Origin of the sequence: Limnohabitans sp. YIMB22184, from assembly GCF_048020265.1 — a bacterium.
Taxonomy (GTDB): domain Bacteria; phylum Pseudomonadota; class Gammaproteobacteria; order Burkholderiales; family Burkholderiaceae_C; genus Limnohabitans_A.
The window spans coordinates 1751400-1768563 of the sequence record NZ_CP171843.1; the positions used below are offsets into that span (position 1 = coordinate 1751400).

Here is a 17164-nt window from a genome sequence, read left to right on the forward strand (position 1 = left end):
GGCTGCACTGTGGGCCCGGAAGTTGACGCTCTGAACTCGATGCCATTCCACAAAACCTTGCAAAACTTTGCTGTAAAGCCTTGTGGAATGACACAGCGCGAGATCGCCCTGACAAATTCCGACTGAAAAAAAGAATAAAGCGCCTGAGCTAGTGAACTAACTCAGGCGCTTTTCATCTGGAGAGACGATTACTTACGCAGGCCAAGCTTGGCGATCAGCGCAACGTAACGGTCAGCATCACGGGACTTGAGGTAGTCCAGCAGCTTGCGGCGACGGCTCACCATGCGCAGCAGACCGCGGCGACCGTGATGGTCTTTGGCGTGTGTTTTGAAGTGGGGAGTCAGCTCGTTGATGCGAGCAGTCAGCAAAGCGACTTGGACTTCGGGGGAGCCAGTGTCGTTGGCAGCACGCGCGTTGGCCTTGACGACCTCGGCCTTGATCGAAGATGCGATCATGGTATTTCCTTGTTGTTTCGCTGGCGTTCAGTGACGAATTTCAGCGGGTTAATGACTTGCGCCACCTGCCGGAAAAGCGGATGGCGTGCGCTTTGCATATCGCAAAACAGGAAGATTATAGCCCGAATGCCTACCCTTTACGCCCCCAGACCTGCATCTGCCTGGACAAGGCTCGACCTGGAGACCCCAAAAAATCGGGATCTGACCCCAATGAATGCTCCCCAAAAGCATGGATACCCGCATTCGCGGGTATGTCGGGAATTAATTGGGGTCAGATCCCGATTAATTCTTGGCGAGCCAGCCCTTGAGCCGTTCCACGCCTTGGTTCAATCTGGCCAGGTCTTTGGACGCAAAGCACCAGCGCAGCCAGCCGGCCGCTTCGGGTGCAAAGGCTTCGCCGGGGGCTAAGCCCAAACCGGCTTCGGCCACCAGGCGCTTGGCCGTAGCCACCGCGTCAGGATGCCCATCGAGCCTGAAGAATGCATACATGCCACCCTTGGCCGAGGCCAACTGAATGCCAGGCACGGCCTGCAACAAAGGCACCAAGGTGTCGCGGCAGGCCTTCAGGTGCGCCACCACCCTGGGGGTGATGTCAGCGGTGTTTTGCAACGCCACCACACCCGCCTTTTGGGTGAATACCGAGGCACACGAGGTGTTGAACTCGATCAGTTTGCCCATGTGGGGTGTCATGGCCGCGGGCATGACCAGCCAGCCCAAACGCCAGCCGGTCATCAAAAAGCTCTTGGAAAAGCTGTGCACCACGACCAGGCGGTCGTCGGGTTCAGCCACATCCAGAAAAGACGGGGCGCAGCCATTGGCCGTGTCGGTTTCGTAATACAGGCGCTCGTACACCTCGTCGGCCAGTACCCAGGTGCCGGTGCTGCGGCAATGCGCCAGGATCTCGGCCTGCTCGGCGCGGCTGAGTGTCCAGCCCGTGGGGTTATTGGGCGAGTTCACGATGAGCATGCGGGTCGCGGGCGTGATCGCAGCCTTGAGCGCAGCCATGTCCAGCTGCCACTGGCCAGCCACCGGGCGCAACGACACGCATTTCAAATTCGCGCCCATGACCAGCGCCTGCGCGTTCAAGTTGGGCCACACGGGCGTGACGGCGACCACTTCGTCGCCCGCATTGATCAAGGCTTGCGCGGCCAGCATCAAGGCATTCACGCCGCCCGAGGTGATGGCGAGGCGCTCCACGCCTATCGATTGGGTTTGTCCGTGCAGGGCCGACATGTAGTCCGAGACCGCTTGGCGCAGCTCGGGCAGGCCCAAGTTGTGCGAATAAAAGGTCTCGCCTTTTTGCATCGAATCGATGGCCGCCTGGCGCACGATGTCGGGCGTGACCTCGTCGGATTCGCCAAACCAGAAAGCCAGCACATCGGGGCGGCCCATGCCCGCGTTGGCGACTTCGCGGATGCGGGACTCTTCCAGGTCCATGACGGCCTGACGCATGAAAGGAGCGGTGTTTTGGTTCATGCATCCATCGTAACGGCTGACCTGCCGTGCAGGTGTCACCCCTTGCACAACTGTTGCGCTTGTCTATGATGATCGACACAAGAACAGACAGTGAGACCGCCATGAACAAACGGCATTGGATAACTGCGCTCACCAGCGTGGGCTTGGGGCTTGGCTTGCTGGCCATGCCGCCAGCCAGCGCAGCAGCCGACAACTTCACCGCTGTGACGGCCGCAGACAAGTCTGCCAAGGCCAAAAAACCCAAACAAGCCAAAGCGCCCAAGCCGCCTGTCATCCCCGGCACAGGCGAAAGCAAGGTCGAGCGCGACAAACGCCTGTTGCGGGAATGCCGGGGCAAAGCCAATGCGGGGGCTTGCGAGGGTTACGCGTTCTAGCCCCACCAATGCGCCAGGCCACTGGCCCGCACGCTGGGGCGGTGGATGGCGCCTTCCAGCAAGCCCGCTTCGGCTTCGATCAAGGTGAATTGCTCACGCGCCCGCGTGATGCCCGTGTAGACCAACTCACGGCTCAAGACTTCGACACCGCCGGGCGGCAGCACCAGCACGGTGTGCTCGAATTCAGAGCCTTGGCTCTTGTGCACGGTCATCACAAAAGCGGTTTCGACATGGGGCAGGCGCATCACACTGACCGAGCGCAAGGCCTCGCCATCCAGGAACCAGACCTTGAGCTTGCCCTCGGTGTTGGGCAGCACCACGCCCACATCGCCGTTGAAAACGCCCAGCTGCGCGTCGTTGCGGGTGACCATGACCGGACGCCCGGCAAACCATTCGCCCGTGACTTTGAGCAGACCGTCGTCGGCCAAGGCTTTTTGCACAGCGGCATTGAGTTCTTGGGTGCCCCAGTCGCCCTGATGCACCGCACACAGAATGCGAAAACGCTCGAAAGCCTTGAGCACGCTGCGCGCCCAAGCGGCGTGCGTTTCCGTCCCCTCCCCCGCGGGACCCTGTTGCATGAGACGCAGGTAATGGGCGTAAGACGGTTTTTCAGAAGCGCCAAGCGCCAAAGCGCAAATGGCCTGAGGGTTTGAGGGTTGTAGGGCGAGCAAAGCGCTGGCTTCGTTGGGGCTGGCGGCTTCGGCGGGCATTCGCGGGCGGGGGCTCGCTCCCACAGAAGGCAGGAGAGTGGCGCGGGCGGCAGCGGCATCGCCACGATTGACCGCGAGGGCCAGCTGGCCGATGGCGCCTTTGAATCGGCGGCTTTGGCGCAGCATCACGGTTTGTTGAGCAAGCAAGGGCGCAACGCCTGCGGACAGGTATTGCGCAGGCAAGTTCTGCCCTGCCACGGTCTGCACAAACTGCGCGGTGCCTGCGCTGTAGCGGCCTGCGGCGGCGTCGCGGCACAAATCGCCCAGCACCGCACCTGCTTCCACCGAGGCCAGCTGGTCCTTGTCACCCAGCAGCACCAGTCGCGCCGTGACGGGCAGCGCCTGCAGCAGCGCGTCCATCATTTCCAAATGCACCATCGAGGCTTCGTCCACGATCAGCACGTCCACATCGAGCGGGTGGGCCGCGTGGTGCCTGAACTGGCGCGTGTCGGGCCGAGCGCCCAGCAGAGAGTGCAAGGTGCGCGCCGGGCCCATGCGGGCGATCAGCGTGTTCAAGTCCAGACCGCTGCCCTCTGGTACTTGATCTTGCAAACTGGTCAGTGCGTTGTCGATGGATTGCTTGAGCCGCGCCGCCGCCTTGCCCGTGGGCGCAGCCAGCGCCACACGCAGCGGGCTGCCCTCCTCGTGCAGCGCCAGCAGCAAGGCCAGCAAACGGGCTGCGGTGTAGGTCTTGCCCGTGCCCGGTCCGCCCGTGATGACAGACAGGCGGGCACGCAGCGCCACGGCGCAGGCCACTTTTTGCCAGTCGGTGTCGGCAGGTGCCTCGGCGTTGGGCACAAAAAAGCGGTCCAGCCAGCGGCGTGCCGCCGCCTCGGGCACAGGCAAGGGTTCGCTGGCCCGTTGCAGCAGGCCTTGACCCACACGCTTTTCATAGCCCGCATAACGGCGCAGGTACAAGAGCGGTGCATCAGCGCTGCCGCCCAGCACCAGCGGCTGGCCCTGGTCGGGCGCGTCGCTGTGGCGCATGCAGGCCTTGGAGGATGTCGCCCCTTGCAAAGCCGCTTGCCAGTCGGGCAGCGTGGCGGGCAGGTGCGCCCACAGGGCTCGCAAGCCTTGCGGCCCCTCCACCGCCAAGGCGGGCCAGCCCAGCAGCGCCACAGGCGGTGCGGACAGGTCGGCCAGCGGCAAGCAGGTGTGGCCCCGCCCTTCCATTTGCGCAAGCATGGCCGCCGACACCAGCAGCGCAGGGCTGGCCTGCGCATCGAGCCGCAGCAGTTGGGCTGCAAGCGCGCTGTCGATGTGGCGCAGCAGGCCTTGCTCGGTCCACAGCTGCAGCCATTGCAGCGTTTGCGCGGCGCTCAGGGCTTGGGCGGGCAAGTCGTTGAGCCAGTCCATTTGCGTGGTGGGAACAGACACCGTGCGCGAGGGCTTTTTGAAACTCATGCTTTCACCTCGGCATGGAGCATGGCGTCCAAGCCATCGAGCAATTCGAGTGGCGCGGGCAAGGTGCAGCAGCCGCCAGCAGGCCCGTCGATGCCGCGCAAGAACAGGTACACCGCGCCGCCGAGCTGCTGCGCTGGATCGTAAGCCTCGCCCAGGCGGGCGCGCAGCAATCGATGCAGCGCCAGCATGTAGAGCGCGGCCTGCACCTCGTAGCGGTGGTGGGCCATGGCCGCGGCCAAGGCCTGCGGCGTGTAGGCGGCTTCGTCTGCGCCCAGGTGGTTGGATTTGTAGTCGAGCACCCAGTAACGGCCTTCGTGCTCGAACACCAGATCGGCAAAGCCCATCAGCATGCCGTGCAGCTGCGCATCGGGCAGTTGCGGGCGGCTCACGCCAGGCAGCAGGTGCTGCTGGCACAGCGCATCCACCTCGCGGGCATGCAGCCGCTCGGCGGGCAGCCAGAACTCCATCTCGGGCAGCAAGGTGCCCAGCGCATTGAGCGGGCTGCCTGGTCCCCGCAGGGGCTGCGCCACCACACGGGTGAGCCACTGCACCACATCGTCGGCTTGGGCTTTGTAGCCTGCGTTGTCGCAGCGCTTTTTCAGGCGCTCGGCCTTGGGTGCGTCGAGCACGAAACCATCGGCGGCCAGCCATTCGAGCTGGTCATGCAAAAAGTTGCCTGCGCTCGGGCCTTTGGCAAAGCGGTGCCAGGGGGCTTGCGGCCCAGCCTGTTCGGGCAGCGCCTGCGCGTCCACGGGCGGCTCATCGTCGGCGGGACGCGGCGTGGCCATGTGCAACACCGTTTGCGAAGCCAGGTCTCGCGTCAGGCGCGAGAAGCTCGCAATGGTCCACGACTTGTCGATGCGGGCGGTGCAGCTCAGCGCGTCACGCAGTTCGCTGGTGTGGGCAGGCCGCGCCCAGACGGTGAGCGGCACCTCGGCGCTCGCGCTCACCAGTTGCACCGACAAGCGCTGCTCATCTGCATCTTTTTCCAGCGCTTGCAGCTTGGGCAACCAGTCGGTGGCCTCGAATTCCAAACCGCCACCCAGCAAATGGCCTGCCGCGCTCTGGTGGTTCACACATGACTTTCCACCCTGCCGATTGACCGGGCTCCAGCCCACCCACAGCGCATGCCGCGCCCGCGTGAGCGCCACGTACCACAGGCGCAGGTCTTCGCGCAGGCGGTCGTGGTCTGCAAGCTTTGTGTCGTCTCTGTCAAAGTCCAGCGTCCAGACCCGCTCGCCCTCCCCGTCGTCCAGTTGCAGCACCGGGGTTTTGTGGGCTTCCAGCATGCGGTGGCTGTGCGCAAAGGGCAGGCATACCACCGGGTACTCCAGGCCTTTGCTGGCGTGGATGGTGATGACCTTGACCAGGTCTTCGTCGCTCTCCAGGCGCACAGTCTGCTCTTCGCTGTCGCCAGCGCCGCCCGCGTTCACCTCGTCGATCTGCTGGGCCAGCCAGCGGATCAGGGCCTGCTCGCCGTCGAGTTGGCTGCTGGCGGTCTGCAGCAGTTCAGCCAAGTGCAGCACATTCGTCAGGCGGCGTTCGCCGTCGCTCTGGCCGCGCCAGCGCCCGGCCAGTTGCAGCACATGCAGCGACTGGCGCAGCATGGCCAGCACGCCCTGCCCCTCCCATACCGAATGCAAATCACGCATCTGCTCGGCGCGTTGGTCCAGCAACTCATCTTGCGTGGCCAGGTCGTACAGCTCGGCGAGCGACAGGCCCACGGTGCGCGAGCCCAAAGCGGCGCGCACGCGGCGCATGTCCTGCGGCTCGGCCACACCGCGTAGCCACAGGCACAGGTCGCGTGCTTCGTCGCTGGCAAACACCGAGTCGCGGTCGGACAAATAGACCGAGGCCACGCCGCGCACACGCAAGGCGTCCCGCACGGCAGCGGCCTCTTTGCCTGTGCGCACCAACACGGCGATGTCTTTGGGTTGCAGCGGCTGGTCGCCCTTGTCTGCGTCCACAAACCGGGCCTGGGGGTCACCGAGCCAGGCCACGATCTGCTCGGCGCACAGGGCTGAGAGATGCGCCAATGCGTCGCGTGCGCTGCGCAGTGTGGCGTCGTGCACCACGGTCATGGCCTTCACAACGCCTTCGCGGGTGGTGAACACTTCCCTCCGGCCCTTGGCTTTGACAGGCTGGAAAGGCAAGGGATCTTCGTCGCCACGCTGGTAGCCAAAGGCGTCTTTGGGGATTTCAAACCAGCGGTTGACCACATCGACCACCGCCTGGGTGGATCGGAAATTGGTGCCCAACACATGGTGCCGGCCTGCGGTGGCGCTGCGTGCGGCCAGATAGCTGTGGATGTCAGCCCCGCGAAAACCGTAAATCGATTGCTTGGGGTCCCCAATCAGCAGCAGCGCGGCATCTTGCCGGTTCTCGGCCGTGCGGTAGATGCGGTCAAAGATGCGGAACTGCAGCGGCGAGGTGTCCTGGAACTCGTCAATCATCGCCACCGGGAACTGCTCGCGCAGGCGCTGCGCCAGGCGCTCGCCTGACTCGGGATCGGCCAGCGCCACATCGAGGCGCTTGAGCATGTCGGCAAAACCGAACAGGCCACTGCGCCGCTTGAGCTCGGCCATGCGCTGCAGCACATGGGAGCGGGCATGCAGGCGGGCGGCTTTTGCGGGGTCGGGCAAGGCTTGCAGCTCTGCCAGCAGTTGCGCATAAGCATTGCTTTCAGGAGGCAAATCCACCTTATCGCCGTCTTTGCGGCACTCCAGAAGACCTTCGGGCGTGAACCGGTTCCAGCCTTTGCCCATCGCGTCTTTCAGCGCATTGAAATCGCCATCGCTTTGAGCCCAGGACTTCAGCGATTCAAGCCACTTTTGAGAACGGCCCACCTGCAACAAGCTCCCGTTCCAGCCATGTTTCTTGACCGCCAGTTGCCCCTCAATCCAGCCCAACAAGTTGTCGGCCTTTTCAACCCACCCCTGCTTGAGCGCCGCCAGTTGCGCATCGCGCGCGTCCTGCGCCGCGCCGAAGACCTGCGCCAGCGTGCCGGGCGCAGGGTCAGCCAGCGGCACCGCCATCAGCGCACGCATGTCCTGGTCGAGCGCGGGCACGTCGCGCCAGACGCGCTGCACCTGCGCCACCAGCGGTGTGGCCATGGGGTAGAGCTGCTGACGCCAGTAGTCCTGCACGGCCTCCAGCCGCAGCGCGGCTTCGTCGCCAACCAGCTGCTCTTCAAACAGGCTGCCGCTGTCAAAGGCGTGCTCGCGCAGCATGCGCTGGCACCAGGCGTCGATGGTGTAGACGGCCGCGTCGTCCATTGCCTGCGCAGCCAGGGCTAGCCGATAGGCCGCTTGTTCGCGGGGCTCGCCTTTGGGGTATTCGCTGCAAAGCTGCTTCAGAAAAGGATCGTCCGTTTCAGCGATGCCCCGGAATACCTGCGCCGCCTCGGTCAGGCGGGCGCGGATGCGGTCTGACAGCTCACGCGTGGCGGCGCGGGTGAAGGTCATCACCAGCACGTCTTGCGGCAGCATGGGGCGCACGGGTGCGCTGCCTTCGCTGCCGTGGCCCAGCACCAGACGCACATACAGCGCGGCAATCGTCCAGGTCTTGCCCGTGCCTGCGCTCGCCTCGATCAGGTGGCTGCCGCGCAGCGGAAAGCTGTGGGCGTTGAGGGCGTGTGCGGTGCTCATGCCTCGTCCCCCTCATCGTCTGCAGGCGCATCGGGCAAGGCCTCGACTTCAGCCTCCGCAGCCCAAGCCTTGAGCGGCGCATACACCGCCTGCGCCAGCCGATCCAGGGCGCCCGTGGCCAGCAAGTCCTGCACCGTGGGGTAGGTTCGGGCCAGGGCCGGGTCTTTGTCTTTTTCTGCGCTCTTGAAGTCGCTGCCTTCGTAGGCATCGGCCAAGGCGTTGGTGTTTTCTCTGTCCTTGAGCCACTGCAAGGCCACACTCGGCGGCAAGGGCAGCGGCCAGCGCATGCCCTCAGCCCAAGTGGCCAGCAAGGTCTGCAACTGGGTACGGGCGGCCTCAGGGTCTAGCGGTTCTGCACGCACCACGGCGTTGCGGCCCACCACCACACAGCGCACTGAATGCCCCATGGCGGCAGCAGCCAGCGACTGCAGCCAAATGTCGATGAGTTTTTCAGGTCTGGCCAAAGGTGTTTTGGGTTTAAGGTCCGCCACGTCGTTGGCACGCAAACTCAAAAGCATTTGCCCACCCTCACCCGCCAGCACGCCGCCCAAAGCGTCTTGCAAACTCACTTGCGGGTGCGTCTGGTCAACCAGCACGCGCTCAGCCATGTCTGGGTAGGCCCCGCGCTCGCGCAACGCAGCGGCCAGCTGGGTTTGCAGGATGTGGGTGAGCTTTTGCGCTTCGAGCATGCCAACACCCGCCAGCGGCAAGGCCCCAGCCTCACGCAAGTGCTGCACCACACGCGCTACATGGCTGGGCAGTTCGTCTGCGCTCAAATCCGCAGGCACGTGCTGCAGTTCGTGGTCGAGCAACTGGTACAAGTCCAGCCCGCCCAGGCCAAAGAGCTCTTCGTCGTGCAGCTCGCTGCGCTCGTCTTCCAAATGCACCTGCAGCCGCTCTCTGAAAAACGCGCCCACAGGTTTGCGCAGGAAGCGGGCCAGTTGCAGCAAGGTGATGACGGGCACGCCGTTGGCGGACTCCAATACCGGCAACAAGCCTGCATACCCTGTGGGAGCGAGCCCCTGCTCGCGAATGTCTGATGAGGCCAAAGCAGAGGGGCACTCGGCTGCAGGGGTGGCCTCCCGCTGAAGATCCATTTGCGCCGCCCGCCACTCCTTGGCATAGGTCTGCAGCCCACTGCCCGCTTCAAAATAAGCTCGGCTGAAGGGTTGCAGCGGGTGCACCGTGGTCAAGTTCATAGCGGTGTCTTTGCCCCAGAGCAAGTCGATCTCGTCGCGCAGCTGCGACACCAGCACCGAAGGCGGTTGCTCGCTGTTGTTGCGCACGCTGCGGCCGCTCCAGCTCACGTACAGCACCTGCCGCGCCGACAAAAGCGCTTCGAGCATGAGCTGGCGGTCGTCGTCGCGGCGCGAGCGGTCGCCGGGGCGCGTCATGCCGGGCAGGCCCATCAGGTCAAAGTCGGCACGCGGGCTGCGGCGCGGGTAATCGCCGTCATTCATACCCAGCAGGCACACCGCCTGGAAGGGGATGGCCCGCATCGGCATGAGTGTGCAAAACGTCACGCCCCCTGCCCTGAAGCGTTGCTCCAGCCGGGGTGCCTTCAAAGCTTCGAGCCAGGCCGATCGGGCCACGGCCAGCGGCACAGCCTCGGCAAAACCCGCTTCACCGCAAGCCCGCACCCAGTCGTTCAGCGCCTGGTCGAGCGCCGCCAGCGCATTGCGGTCGTTGTCGTCACGGGGCTTGAACAGGTCCGCCAGCATGGCGCGGCAACGCTCAGCCCACTGCACGGGCGTGGCGCTTTGTGTGCAGGTTTTCCACCAGTCAATCAAGGCCTGCAGCAGGTGCGCGAGCGACCCAGCCAGTTCGGCGTCCAACCCACCCACTTCCGGGTAAGGCGACACGCCCAATGAAACCTCATCGTCCATCGGATCGGCCCCGCAGGCGTAACCCATGAGCATGCGCTGCACGCCAAAAAGCGCCGAGTTGTCGTCGCCGCACACGCCCAGCCCCAAGCCCGCACGGTGCTCGGCCGACAGGCCCCAGCGGATGCCCGAGCCCGCCATCCAGCGCGTGAGCGTGGGCAGTTGTTCGTCCTTCAGGCCAAAACGGGCCGCGAGCGCGGGCACTTCGAGCAGCTCGACCAGCTCGCTCATGCGGCTGCGCTGCTGTGGCAGGGCCAGCAGCCATTCGACCGCGTGGATCAGCGGGCTGATGGCCTGCGCACCCAAGTCGGCAATGTCATACGGGATGAAACGCGCATCGCTGCGCTTGTATTGACCAAACACAGCGCGGATCGCCGGGGCCATGAGCTCGATGTCGGGCACCATGACCACCACGTCGCGCGGCGACAGGGCTTGATCGCCCGGCGGCGTGTGGAACCACTGCAGCAGCTGGTCGTGCAGCACTTCGAGTTCGCGCACCGGACTGTGCGCCACGCTGAAGGTGACTGAAGCGTCGTCCTTGCGCAAAGGCTGGGCTGGAGTGCCGCCGCTCGACGGCTCCAAGTCGCGGATGCGGCGCTGCAACTGCGCGAGCAAACGCGTGCCGTCTTCGCCAGGCACATCGTCAAAAAAGTCCAGGCGCGGCCACTGCGTGACTTGCTGGGCCGCCTGCAGGTCGTCAAAGGCGTCGAGCTGGCGGATGAAGTCGCGCCCTTGCCGCCCCCATGCGGCCAGCAGCGTGGGCGCGTGCAGGTGCATCTGCGCCAGCGGCAAAGTGGCCAGCGCCTCGCCCCGATAAGCGTGACGTCGCCGCTCGGCCTGCAGCCATTCGCGCCCGTCGATGATGTCGCCCCAGTGGTACTGGCACGGGTTGGGCACGGCCAGCAGCACCTGGCTGTGCGCGGCCAGCGCTGCCAGCATCTCCAGCAGCTGCCCCGGCATGTGACTCATGCCAAACACCGACACGCGCCGCGCCACGGGGCTGGCCAGCGGCTGGCCCGACTGCAGGTGCGCCAGCGCCCGCGCATGCAGCGCGGGGCGTGTGGCTTGGCGCTGGCCGTCATCCAAAGTGGCGAGCACGCGGCGCCAGAGTTCGGCCTGCCAAAGCTGGTCTTCGCCCAGCTCATCATGCCCAGCGGCCTTGCGCAGCACGTTGCGCCCGGCGGCCCAGTCTTGCAGCCAGTCGGGGCGGTAAATCTGGTACTGGTCAAACAGGTCGGCCAGTCGGCTGGCCAGTTGCAGCAGGCGGTCGGGCTCGTCGCCTCTCAAGAAACCCGCCACGGGTTGGAACACGGGATCACTCAGGCAGCCGGGCAACAAGGCCATCAAACGCCAGGTCATGGGCAGTTTGTCGAGTGGCGAGTCGGGTGGCACGTTCTGCGTGCCCAGCACCTGCCGGTAAGTGCGCCACAAAAAGCGCGAAGGCAGCTCCACCCGCGTGGCGGCGCACACCCCACCTTGGCGGGCCAGCTCGATCTTGATCCACTCGGCCATGCCGTTGCTCTGCACCAGCACGACTTCGCTCTCGAGCGGCAGCAACGGGTGCGCACGCAGCCAAGCCGTGAGGGTGTCGGCCAGCACCTCGGAGCGGTGGCTGTGCAGGGCGATGAAGCCCGGAGCGATCAAGGAGGTGGTCATGCGGACAACGGTCAAGGCGTGCGCCCTGAAAACAAGGTTTTAGCAGCGCGTGTGAGGCAGCAAGAATAGCCGCAAAACAAAGACGCAAAGACTGTCTTGACGAGTCTGAGCCCAACAAAGCGACTGCTGCTTTTTTAAGCACGCACCGCCGAGCCAACAGGCATGCGGCTTGGCAAGCTTGTTCAAGCAGTTATCCACAGCTTTGGGCACGGGGTTTGGGGATACCGCTGCAGGGCATCAGCCCAGCCAGCCGATGCGCTCTAGCGTCCAGAACGCCCCCAGCACCACAACGGCTGCAGAGCCACCCGCCACCACCACCCAGCGGTAGATGCGGGTGTGGCGCAGCCACCAAGCCACAGGCAAAAACGCGCCCACGATGGCCAGTTGCCCCAGCTCCACGCCGATGTTGAAGCCGCCCAACGCGGCCAGCAGCGCACTGGCGGGCAGGCCCAGGTCGAGCAAGACGCTGGCAAAGCCAAAGCCGTGCACCAGACCAAACACAAAGGCCAAACGCCAGCGCTTGAGGGCGCTGAAACCCAGCAAATTGTTCAGCGCAGCCAGCACCACCGAAATGGCAATGGCTGGCTCCACCAGATCGGCGGGCGGCGTCAGCCAGCCCGTGATGGTCAAGCCCAACGTGATGGAGTGCGCCACCGTGAAGGCCGTGACGACCGCCAGCACGTCCAGCACCACGGGCCGAGCTTGCATGGCTGCTTGCCAACGCACCACCTTTTGGCGAGAAGGCTGCAAGGGGGCCAGCACCAAGAGGCTGAGCAGGAAGACGATGTGGTCGATGCCAATCCAGATGTGCCACACGCCCTCGAGGATGTAGCGCCCCAACACTTTGAGCGGGCTGTTGTCTGCGCGGCCGATGCGGGCCTCTGGTCTTTCAGGGCTGAGCAAAGCACTGCTTTGGTGGTCCCCCAGATCCACCTTGAGCAAGCCGCGGTGCAGACTGTCCTGCGCAAAGATCAAGTCATAACGCAGCGCCAAACGGACATCGGCCGCGTCTGCAGCAGAGGACAGCCCCGGGCAACTCACGACCCACTGGGCGCTCAGGTAGGTGCCATCGGCGTGCTCGCTGGCTTGCAGGTCTGCGCGGCCCAAGGCGCACTCTTGTCCAGCCGCAGCCAGGGCAATGCCCTGCGCCAGCCAGTCGTTCAACTCGGGGCTTCGCGCCTGCGTCTCGCCCCAAGTGACTTGGCCATCGCGGTTGGCGTCCAGGTCAAAAATCAGGTCAAGGTCCCGCATGTGGACATCGGCCCTGAGTGTCAACGCGGAGCCAGACGTGCTGAGCGTGAGGTAGCTGTTGCTGCTGGAGTGCGCCTGGGCCACAGGGGTGCTGAGCAGGCTGAACACAGCCAAAGCAGCAGCCACCCACCAGCGCCGCGACACGCCCTTACTTGGGGAAGTCATCATGGACGCCCCCCGGTCCAACTCGGGTGAGACTGGAGCTGCGCCAGCATCGGCGTCAATTGCGGGTCGGTATAACCGGTTTTTTCTGCCCACTTGACCACGGGCTCGGCAGCCCGGGCTTGGCCCAAAGCCAGCGCAGCCTGCACAAACAAGAGCGCATCGGGCGGTTCTTTTTGCAACTGCCAGTTGTCGATGGACAAAGCCAGCCCCGCTTTCAGGTCGCGCCCGTAGGCAATTTGGTAAATGAGTTTGGGCCGCTCGATCAAGGCCTCTTGCCGCAAGGCTTGCGACTGAAGCCGCGCTTCCAACTGGCTGGCCAAGCGGCCTTCGTCCGGGTCCTTCAATCCACGACTGGCCAACACCGCCTGCATCAAGAGCGCATCGGTCAGGGTCGCAGGGCTGTTTGGGGCATTGCCGCTGCTGGTGGCGGCCATGGCAATGGTTTTGGCTTCGCGGTACTGGCCTTGCTGGTTGAGCAAGCCTGCCAAGGACAAGCGGATCAGGTGGGACTGGGGACTGGCTTTGAGACGCTGGCTCCAAACATCCAAGGCGCGGGCAGGTTGCCCGGCCACGCGGTGCGCCTCGCCCAAATGGAAACCCAACCAGTCTTGCGAGGCGGCATCTTGGTAACTGGCGGAGCGTAGGGCCCGGCTCAACATGGCCACCGCTGGCAATGGCTGGCCTGTGCGGTAGAGCAACACCGCGCGGTAGACCTGGGCTTCTTCTGCGCCGAGCAAGCGGCCCATTTCCTCAATGTCTTTCTGGGCCGCCGTCATGTCGGCCAAGAGCAGGTGCAAGGCAAAGCGCCAAGACCAAAATTCGGCGCGTGCAGGCTCCAGGGCGATGGCGCGGTTGATGTCTTGCAAGCCATCCTGAAAATCGTGAAAGCCTTGCTTGACCAAGCCCCGCAAAAAATAAGCCTCTGCAGGCAGGTCAGCCACCGTCCACCAGGGCTTCAAAGCCGCCTTGGCCGAGCCATACCAGCGCAAGTCACCCTCGGTCAGGCCCAGCGTGAAAACCGCTCTGGCATAGGCCAGTGCGGTGAGCAAGTTTTGAGGCTGGGCCCGCCAGGCTTGGTCCAAAGCCCGCAAAGAATCTGGACGCCCATTGGCCGCGTGCACCGATGCGGACAAAACCACCGCAGATGCAGCGGGCTTGAAACGCTCCTGGGCGACAACAGGTGACACGGCCAAGAAGACGCCCAAAAGCGTAGTCACAACTGCGCCTGAAATCGGTGGGAAAGCATCACAGCGGTGGCGATGGGTTTTGTCCATGGTTTTCATGTGCCTTTGATGCTTGATAGTATGCGTCTGTGTATTGGTTCACACCAATTCACCATTCTTGTCCTTTTTATCAACCTCTCTCCTCCAAGGTGTTTTTATGAAATTCGTGATGACCGCTCTCGTTTCCGCTTTCATGTTGGTGTCCATGCCCGCCTTCGCAGGTGCTCACGGCGGCGGCAAAATGGACGACAAAAAAGTCGACTGCTCCAAGAAAGAAAACGAATCCAACCCTGCTTGCGTCAAGAAGTAAACTTTCTTGCCCTCAGGCCTGAACCCCTTTCGAGGGGTTTTTTTACGAATTGACCGCCATGCATTTCTACGAACCCCGCCTGGGCCACGGCCTCAAGCACGACCCGTTCAACGCCATCGTGGGCCCCCGCCCCATTGGCTGGGTGTCCAGCCAAAGCGCCGGCGGCGTGCTGAACCTGGCCCCGTACAGTTTTTTCAGCGCCTTCAACTACGTGCCGCCCGTCATCGGTTTTTCGAGCATTGGGCGCAAGGATTCGCTCAATAACATCGAGGCCACGGGCGAGTTTGTCTGGAACCTGGTCACCCGCGATCTGGCCGAAGTGATGAACCAGACCTGTGAGGCGGTGCCACCCGAGGTAAGCGAGTTTGATCTGGCGGGCCTGACGCCTGAAGCATCACGGGTGGTGGGTGTGCCGCGTGTGGCGCAAAGCCCGGTGAGCTTTGAGTGCCGCTGCACACAAATCCTGCAGCTGCAAGACCTGCAGGGCCAAAAGATCGACACCTGGATGGTGTTTGGCCAGGTGGTAGGCATCCACATCGACGAGCGCTTGCTCAAGGGCGGGGTGTATGACACGGCCAATGCCGGGCACATTTTGCGCGGGGGCGGCGCAGCGGATTACTTCACCATCGGGCCGGAACAGCTGTTCAAGATGTACCGCCCCGAAAGCGGTGCCCGCGACCTGCCCAAGTGAGGCCTTGCGGCCCTGCCCCAGCGAAGGGGCAGCGCCTGCGGGTGTCACTTGAGGCGCAGGTCGAGCGGCAGCGGCTGCGTTAATCTGGGCATCGGCCTTCCGTCTTGCCATCAGGCAGCTGTGGGCCCTTCACCCCAAGTTCAGGACAAAGACATGACCGCACCACTCACAGGACAAGTTGCATGGATCACCGGCGGGGGCAGCGGCATCGGGCTGGCAGGCGCGATAGAGCTGGTCAAGGCCGGGGCCCATGTGGTGATTTCGGGCCGCAACGCCGCCACCAACGCCAGCGCTTTGGCGGCGCTGCAGGCCGTGGGCAGCGCCGAGGCCCTGCTGCTGGACGTGGCTGACAAGCACGCCGTCAAGGCGGCCGTGCAGCCGATTCTGGACCAACATGGGCGCATCGACATTTTGGTGACCAGCGCGGGCACCAATGCCACACAACGCAATTTCGACGTGGTCACGCCCGAGGCTTGGGACGATGTGGTGGCCATCAACCTGTCGGGCCTGTTTTATTGCGTGCACGCGGTCCTGCCCGCCATGCGCCAGCAGCAAAGCGGTTTGATCATCAACGTGTCCTCATGGGCGGGGCTGTACGCATCCAAGCTGACTGGCCCGGCCTACAACGCCACCAAACGTGCGGTGTTGGCGCTGACCGAGTCCATCAACATGGAAGAATGCACCCACGGCATCCGCGCCACCTCGCTCTTGCCCGGCGAAGTGGCCACGCCCATTCTGGACAAGCGGCCCGTGCCGCCGTCTGCCGAGCAGCGAGATCGCATGGTGCAGGCCGAAGACATGGGACAGGCCATCCTGTTTGTGGCGCAGATGCCGGCTCGCACCTGCATCAACGAGTTGATCATCTCCCCCACCTTCAACCGCTTTTACACAGGCGGGCTGGAGACACCGCCCAAGCGCTGAGCCTGCCCCGATGAGTCAGCTTTTCAGCGACAGCGCCCGGCACCGCCGCATCGGCATTGCGCTGGTGACGGTGACCACCTTGATGTTTGCGGTGCTCGACGCATCGGCCAAGTGGCTGGTGCTCACCCTGCCCGTGATGCAGGTGGTGTGGATGCGCTTTCTCACGCATTCGCTGTTTTCCATTGCGGTGTTCGCGCCATCGCTCAAAGGCGATCTGCTGCGCTGGCGGCACCCGCGTTTGCAGTTGCTGCGCGGCTTGATGCTGGCGGCCATGACCGGCCTGAACTTCTGGGCCTTGCAGTATTTGCAGCTGGCCGAGACTGGGGCAATGCAGTTTTCCGTGCCGATTTTGATTGCGCTGCTGTCGGCCTGGTGGTTGGGCGAGCGGCTGGACGCCAAGCGTTGGCTGGCCATTGCGGTGGGCTTTGCGGGGGTGCTGGTCATCATCCGCCCCGGCAGCCAAGGCTTTCACCCAGCCATCTTGCTGTCGGCGCTCAATGCCATTTTGTATGCGCTCTTCAACATGATGACGCGGCATCTGGCCAGCAGCGAAAACCCGGCCACCACACAAATGACCTCGGCGGTGGTGGCCACTTTGGCCCTGACGCCCGTGGCGCTGTGGCAATGGCAACAACCGGCCACGCTGCTGGAATGGTGCGTGATGGCGCTGGCGGGTTTGTGCGGCGGCATTGGCCACCACTTTGTGGCTGTGGCGCACCGCTATGCCTCGGCGGCGGTGCTGGGGCCATTTTTGTACCAGCAGATCGTTTACATGACGGTGCTGGGTTGGCTGGTGTTTGGCCAGGTGCCCGACCTGCCCGTGGTGCTGGGCGCTTTGGTGGTGGTGGCCAGTGGCCTGTATTTGCTGTGGCGCGAGTTTCAGGGTACCCACCACGACTGATGCACTGAACGCTGGTTTCAGTCAGATCGGTGACACCCAGCCTGCCGACCCGCACACAAGATGTGAGCATGCCTGTTGCATTTGGGTTGACTTCAAA

Annotated in this window: 12 protein-coding genes; 5 read left to right on the forward strand and 7 right to left on the reverse strand. The window is 64.0% G+C overall.

The window, feature by feature from the left end:
• Positions 1 to 188: 188 nt before the first annotated feature.
• Together rpsO and ACHEXL_RS08140 are read right to left on the reverse strand one after the other, a co-directional pair.
• Positions 189 to 455, reverse strand: coding sequence for a 30S ribosomal protein S15 (rpsO, locus tag ACHEXL_RS08135; RefSeq protein WP_019428565.1), 267 nt, complete (start codon positions 453 to 455; stop codon positions 189 to 191).
• Between the two features lie 282 nt (positions 456 to 737).
• Positions 738 to 1931 carry a pyridoxal phosphate-dependent aminotransferase gene (locus ACHEXL_RS08140; protein WP_416558833.1) on the reverse strand — a complete coding sequence of 398 codons (1194 nt, stop codon included), beginning with the start codon at positions 1929 to 1931 and terminating at the stop codon, positions 738 to 740.
• A 101-nt stretch (positions 1932 to 2032) separates the two neighbouring features.
• Between ACHEXL_RS08140 and ACHEXL_RS08145 the strand changes: the two genes are divergently transcribed.
• Positions 2033 to 2305: a hypothetical protein gene (locus tag ACHEXL_RS08145; protein WP_416558834.1), complete on the forward strand. Its 273-nt coding sequence runs from the start codon at positions 2033 to 2035 to the stop codon at positions 2303 to 2305.
• Here the strand turns inward: ACHEXL_RS08145 and recD are convergent.
• The 5 genes from recD to ACHEXL_RS08170 all read right to left on the reverse strand — a co-directional run bounded on the left by recD (position 2302) and on the right by ACHEXL_RS08170 (position 14238).
• On the reverse strand, positions 2302 to 4419 hold the full coding sequence (gene recD / locus ACHEXL_RS08150; RefSeq protein WP_416558835.1) for an exodeoxyribonuclease V subunit alpha: 2118 nt from the start codon (positions 4417 to 4419) through the stop codon (positions 2302 to 2304). The genes ACHEXL_RS08145 and recD overlap by 4 nt on opposite strands.
• Complete coding sequence (gene recB, locus ACHEXL_RS08155; RefSeq protein ID WP_416558836.1) at positions 4416 to 8066, reverse strand: exodeoxyribonuclease V subunit beta; 3651 nt, start codon at positions 8064 to 8066, stop codon at positions 4416 to 4418. Before recB ends, recD begins: the two co-directional genes overlap by 4 nt.
• The gene (recC, locus tag ACHEXL_RS08160) at positions 8063 to 11605 is read right to left on the reverse strand and encodes an exodeoxyribonuclease V subunit gamma (protein WP_416558837.1); all 3543 of its coding nucleotides are present in this window, start codon (positions 11603 to 11605) and stop codon (positions 8063 to 8065) included. The genes recB and recC overlap by 4 nt, the downstream gene beginning before the upstream one ends.
• 237 nt (positions 11606 to 11842) lie before the next feature.
• Positions 11843 to 13024, reverse strand: a complete 1182-nt coding sequence (locus ACHEXL_RS08165; protein ID WP_416558838.1) for a HupE/UreJ family protein — start codon at positions 13022 to 13024, stop codon at positions 11843 to 11845.
• Positions 13021 to 14238, reverse strand: a complete 1218-nt coding sequence (locus tag ACHEXL_RS08170; protein WP_416558839.1) for a tetratricopeptide repeat protein — start codon at positions 14236 to 14238, stop codon at positions 13021 to 13023. The genes ACHEXL_RS08165 and ACHEXL_RS08170 overlap by 4 nt, the downstream gene beginning before the upstream one ends.
• A gap of 175 nt (positions 14239 to 14413) precedes the next feature.
• Between ACHEXL_RS08170 and ACHEXL_RS08175 the strand changes: the two genes are divergently transcribed.
• The 4 genes from ACHEXL_RS08175 to ACHEXL_RS08190 all read left to right on the forward strand — a co-directional run bounded on the left by ACHEXL_RS08175 (position 14414) and on the right by ACHEXL_RS08190 (position 17067).
• Positions 14414 to 14554, forward strand: coding sequence for a hypothetical protein (locus tag ACHEXL_RS08175; RefSeq protein WP_322992866.1), 141 nt, complete (start codon positions 14414 to 14416; stop codon positions 14552 to 14554).
• Between the two features lie 58 nt (positions 14555 to 14612).
• Positions 14613 to 15245, forward strand: coding sequence for a flavin reductase family protein (locus tag ACHEXL_RS08180; protein ID WP_416558840.1), 633 nt, complete (start codon positions 14613 to 14615; stop codon positions 15243 to 15245).
• Positions 15246 to 15398: 153 nt separating this feature from the next.
• Positions 15399 to 16166 (forward strand): SDR family oxidoreductase, encoded by a 768-nt coding sequence (locus ACHEXL_RS08185; RefSeq protein ID WP_416558841.1) that lies wholly within the window; start codon positions 15399 to 15401, stop codon positions 16164 to 16166.
• Positions 16167 to 16176: 10 nt separating this feature from the next.
• The gene (locus tag ACHEXL_RS08190; RefSeq protein WP_416558842.1) at positions 16177 to 17067 is read left to right on the forward strand and encodes a DMT family transporter; all 891 of its coding nucleotides are present in this window, start codon (positions 16177 to 16179) and stop codon (positions 17065 to 17067) included.
• Positions 17068 to 17164: the final 97 nt, after the last annotated feature.

Excerpts from the sequence above, each read along its gene's own strand:
- ACHEXL_RS08140 (WP_416558833.1), bottom strand. The coding sequence starts at position 1,931 with ATGAACCAAAACACCGCTCCTTTCATGCGTCAGGCCGTCATGGACCTG.
- ACHEXL_RS08165 (WP_416558838.1), bottom strand. The coding sequence starts at position 13,024 with ATGATGACTTCCCCAAGTAAGGGCGTGTCGCGGCGCTGGTGGGTGGCT.
- rpsO (WP_019428565.1), bottom strand. The coding sequence starts at position 455 with ATGATCGCATCTTCGATCAAGGCCGAGGTCGTCAAGGCCAACGCGCGT.
- ACHEXL_RS08145 (WP_416558834.1), top strand. The coding sequence starts at position 2,033 with ATGAACAAACGGCATTGGATAACTGCGCTCACCAGCGTGGGCTTGGGG.
- ACHEXL_RS08185 (WP_416558841.1), top strand. The coding sequence starts at position 15,399 with ATGACCGCACCACTCACAGGACAAGTTGCATGGATCACCGGCGGGGGC.
- recB (WP_416558836.1), bottom strand. The coding sequence starts at position 8,066 with ATGAGCACCGCACACGCCCTCAACGCCCACAGCTTTCCGCTGCGCGGC.
- ACHEXL_RS08175 (WP_322992866.1), top strand. The coding sequence starts at position 14,414 with ATGACCGCTCTCGTTTCCGCTTTCATGTTGGTGTCCATGCCCGCCTTC.
- recC (WP_416558837.1), bottom strand. The coding sequence starts at position 11,605 with ATGACCACCTCCTTGATCGCTCCGGGCTTCATCGCCCTGCACAGCCAC.
- ACHEXL_RS08190 (WP_416558842.1), top strand. The coding sequence starts at position 16,177 with ATGAGTCAGCTTTTCAGCGACAGCGCCCGGCACCGCCGCATCGGCATT.
- recD (WP_416558835.1), bottom strand. The coding sequence starts at position 4,419 with ATGAGTTTCAAAAAGCCCTCGCGCACGGTGTCTGTTCCCACCACGCAA.
- ACHEXL_RS08180 (WP_416558840.1), top strand. The coding sequence starts at position 14,613 with ATGCATTTCTACGAACCCCGCCTGGGCCACGGCCTCAAGCACGACCCG.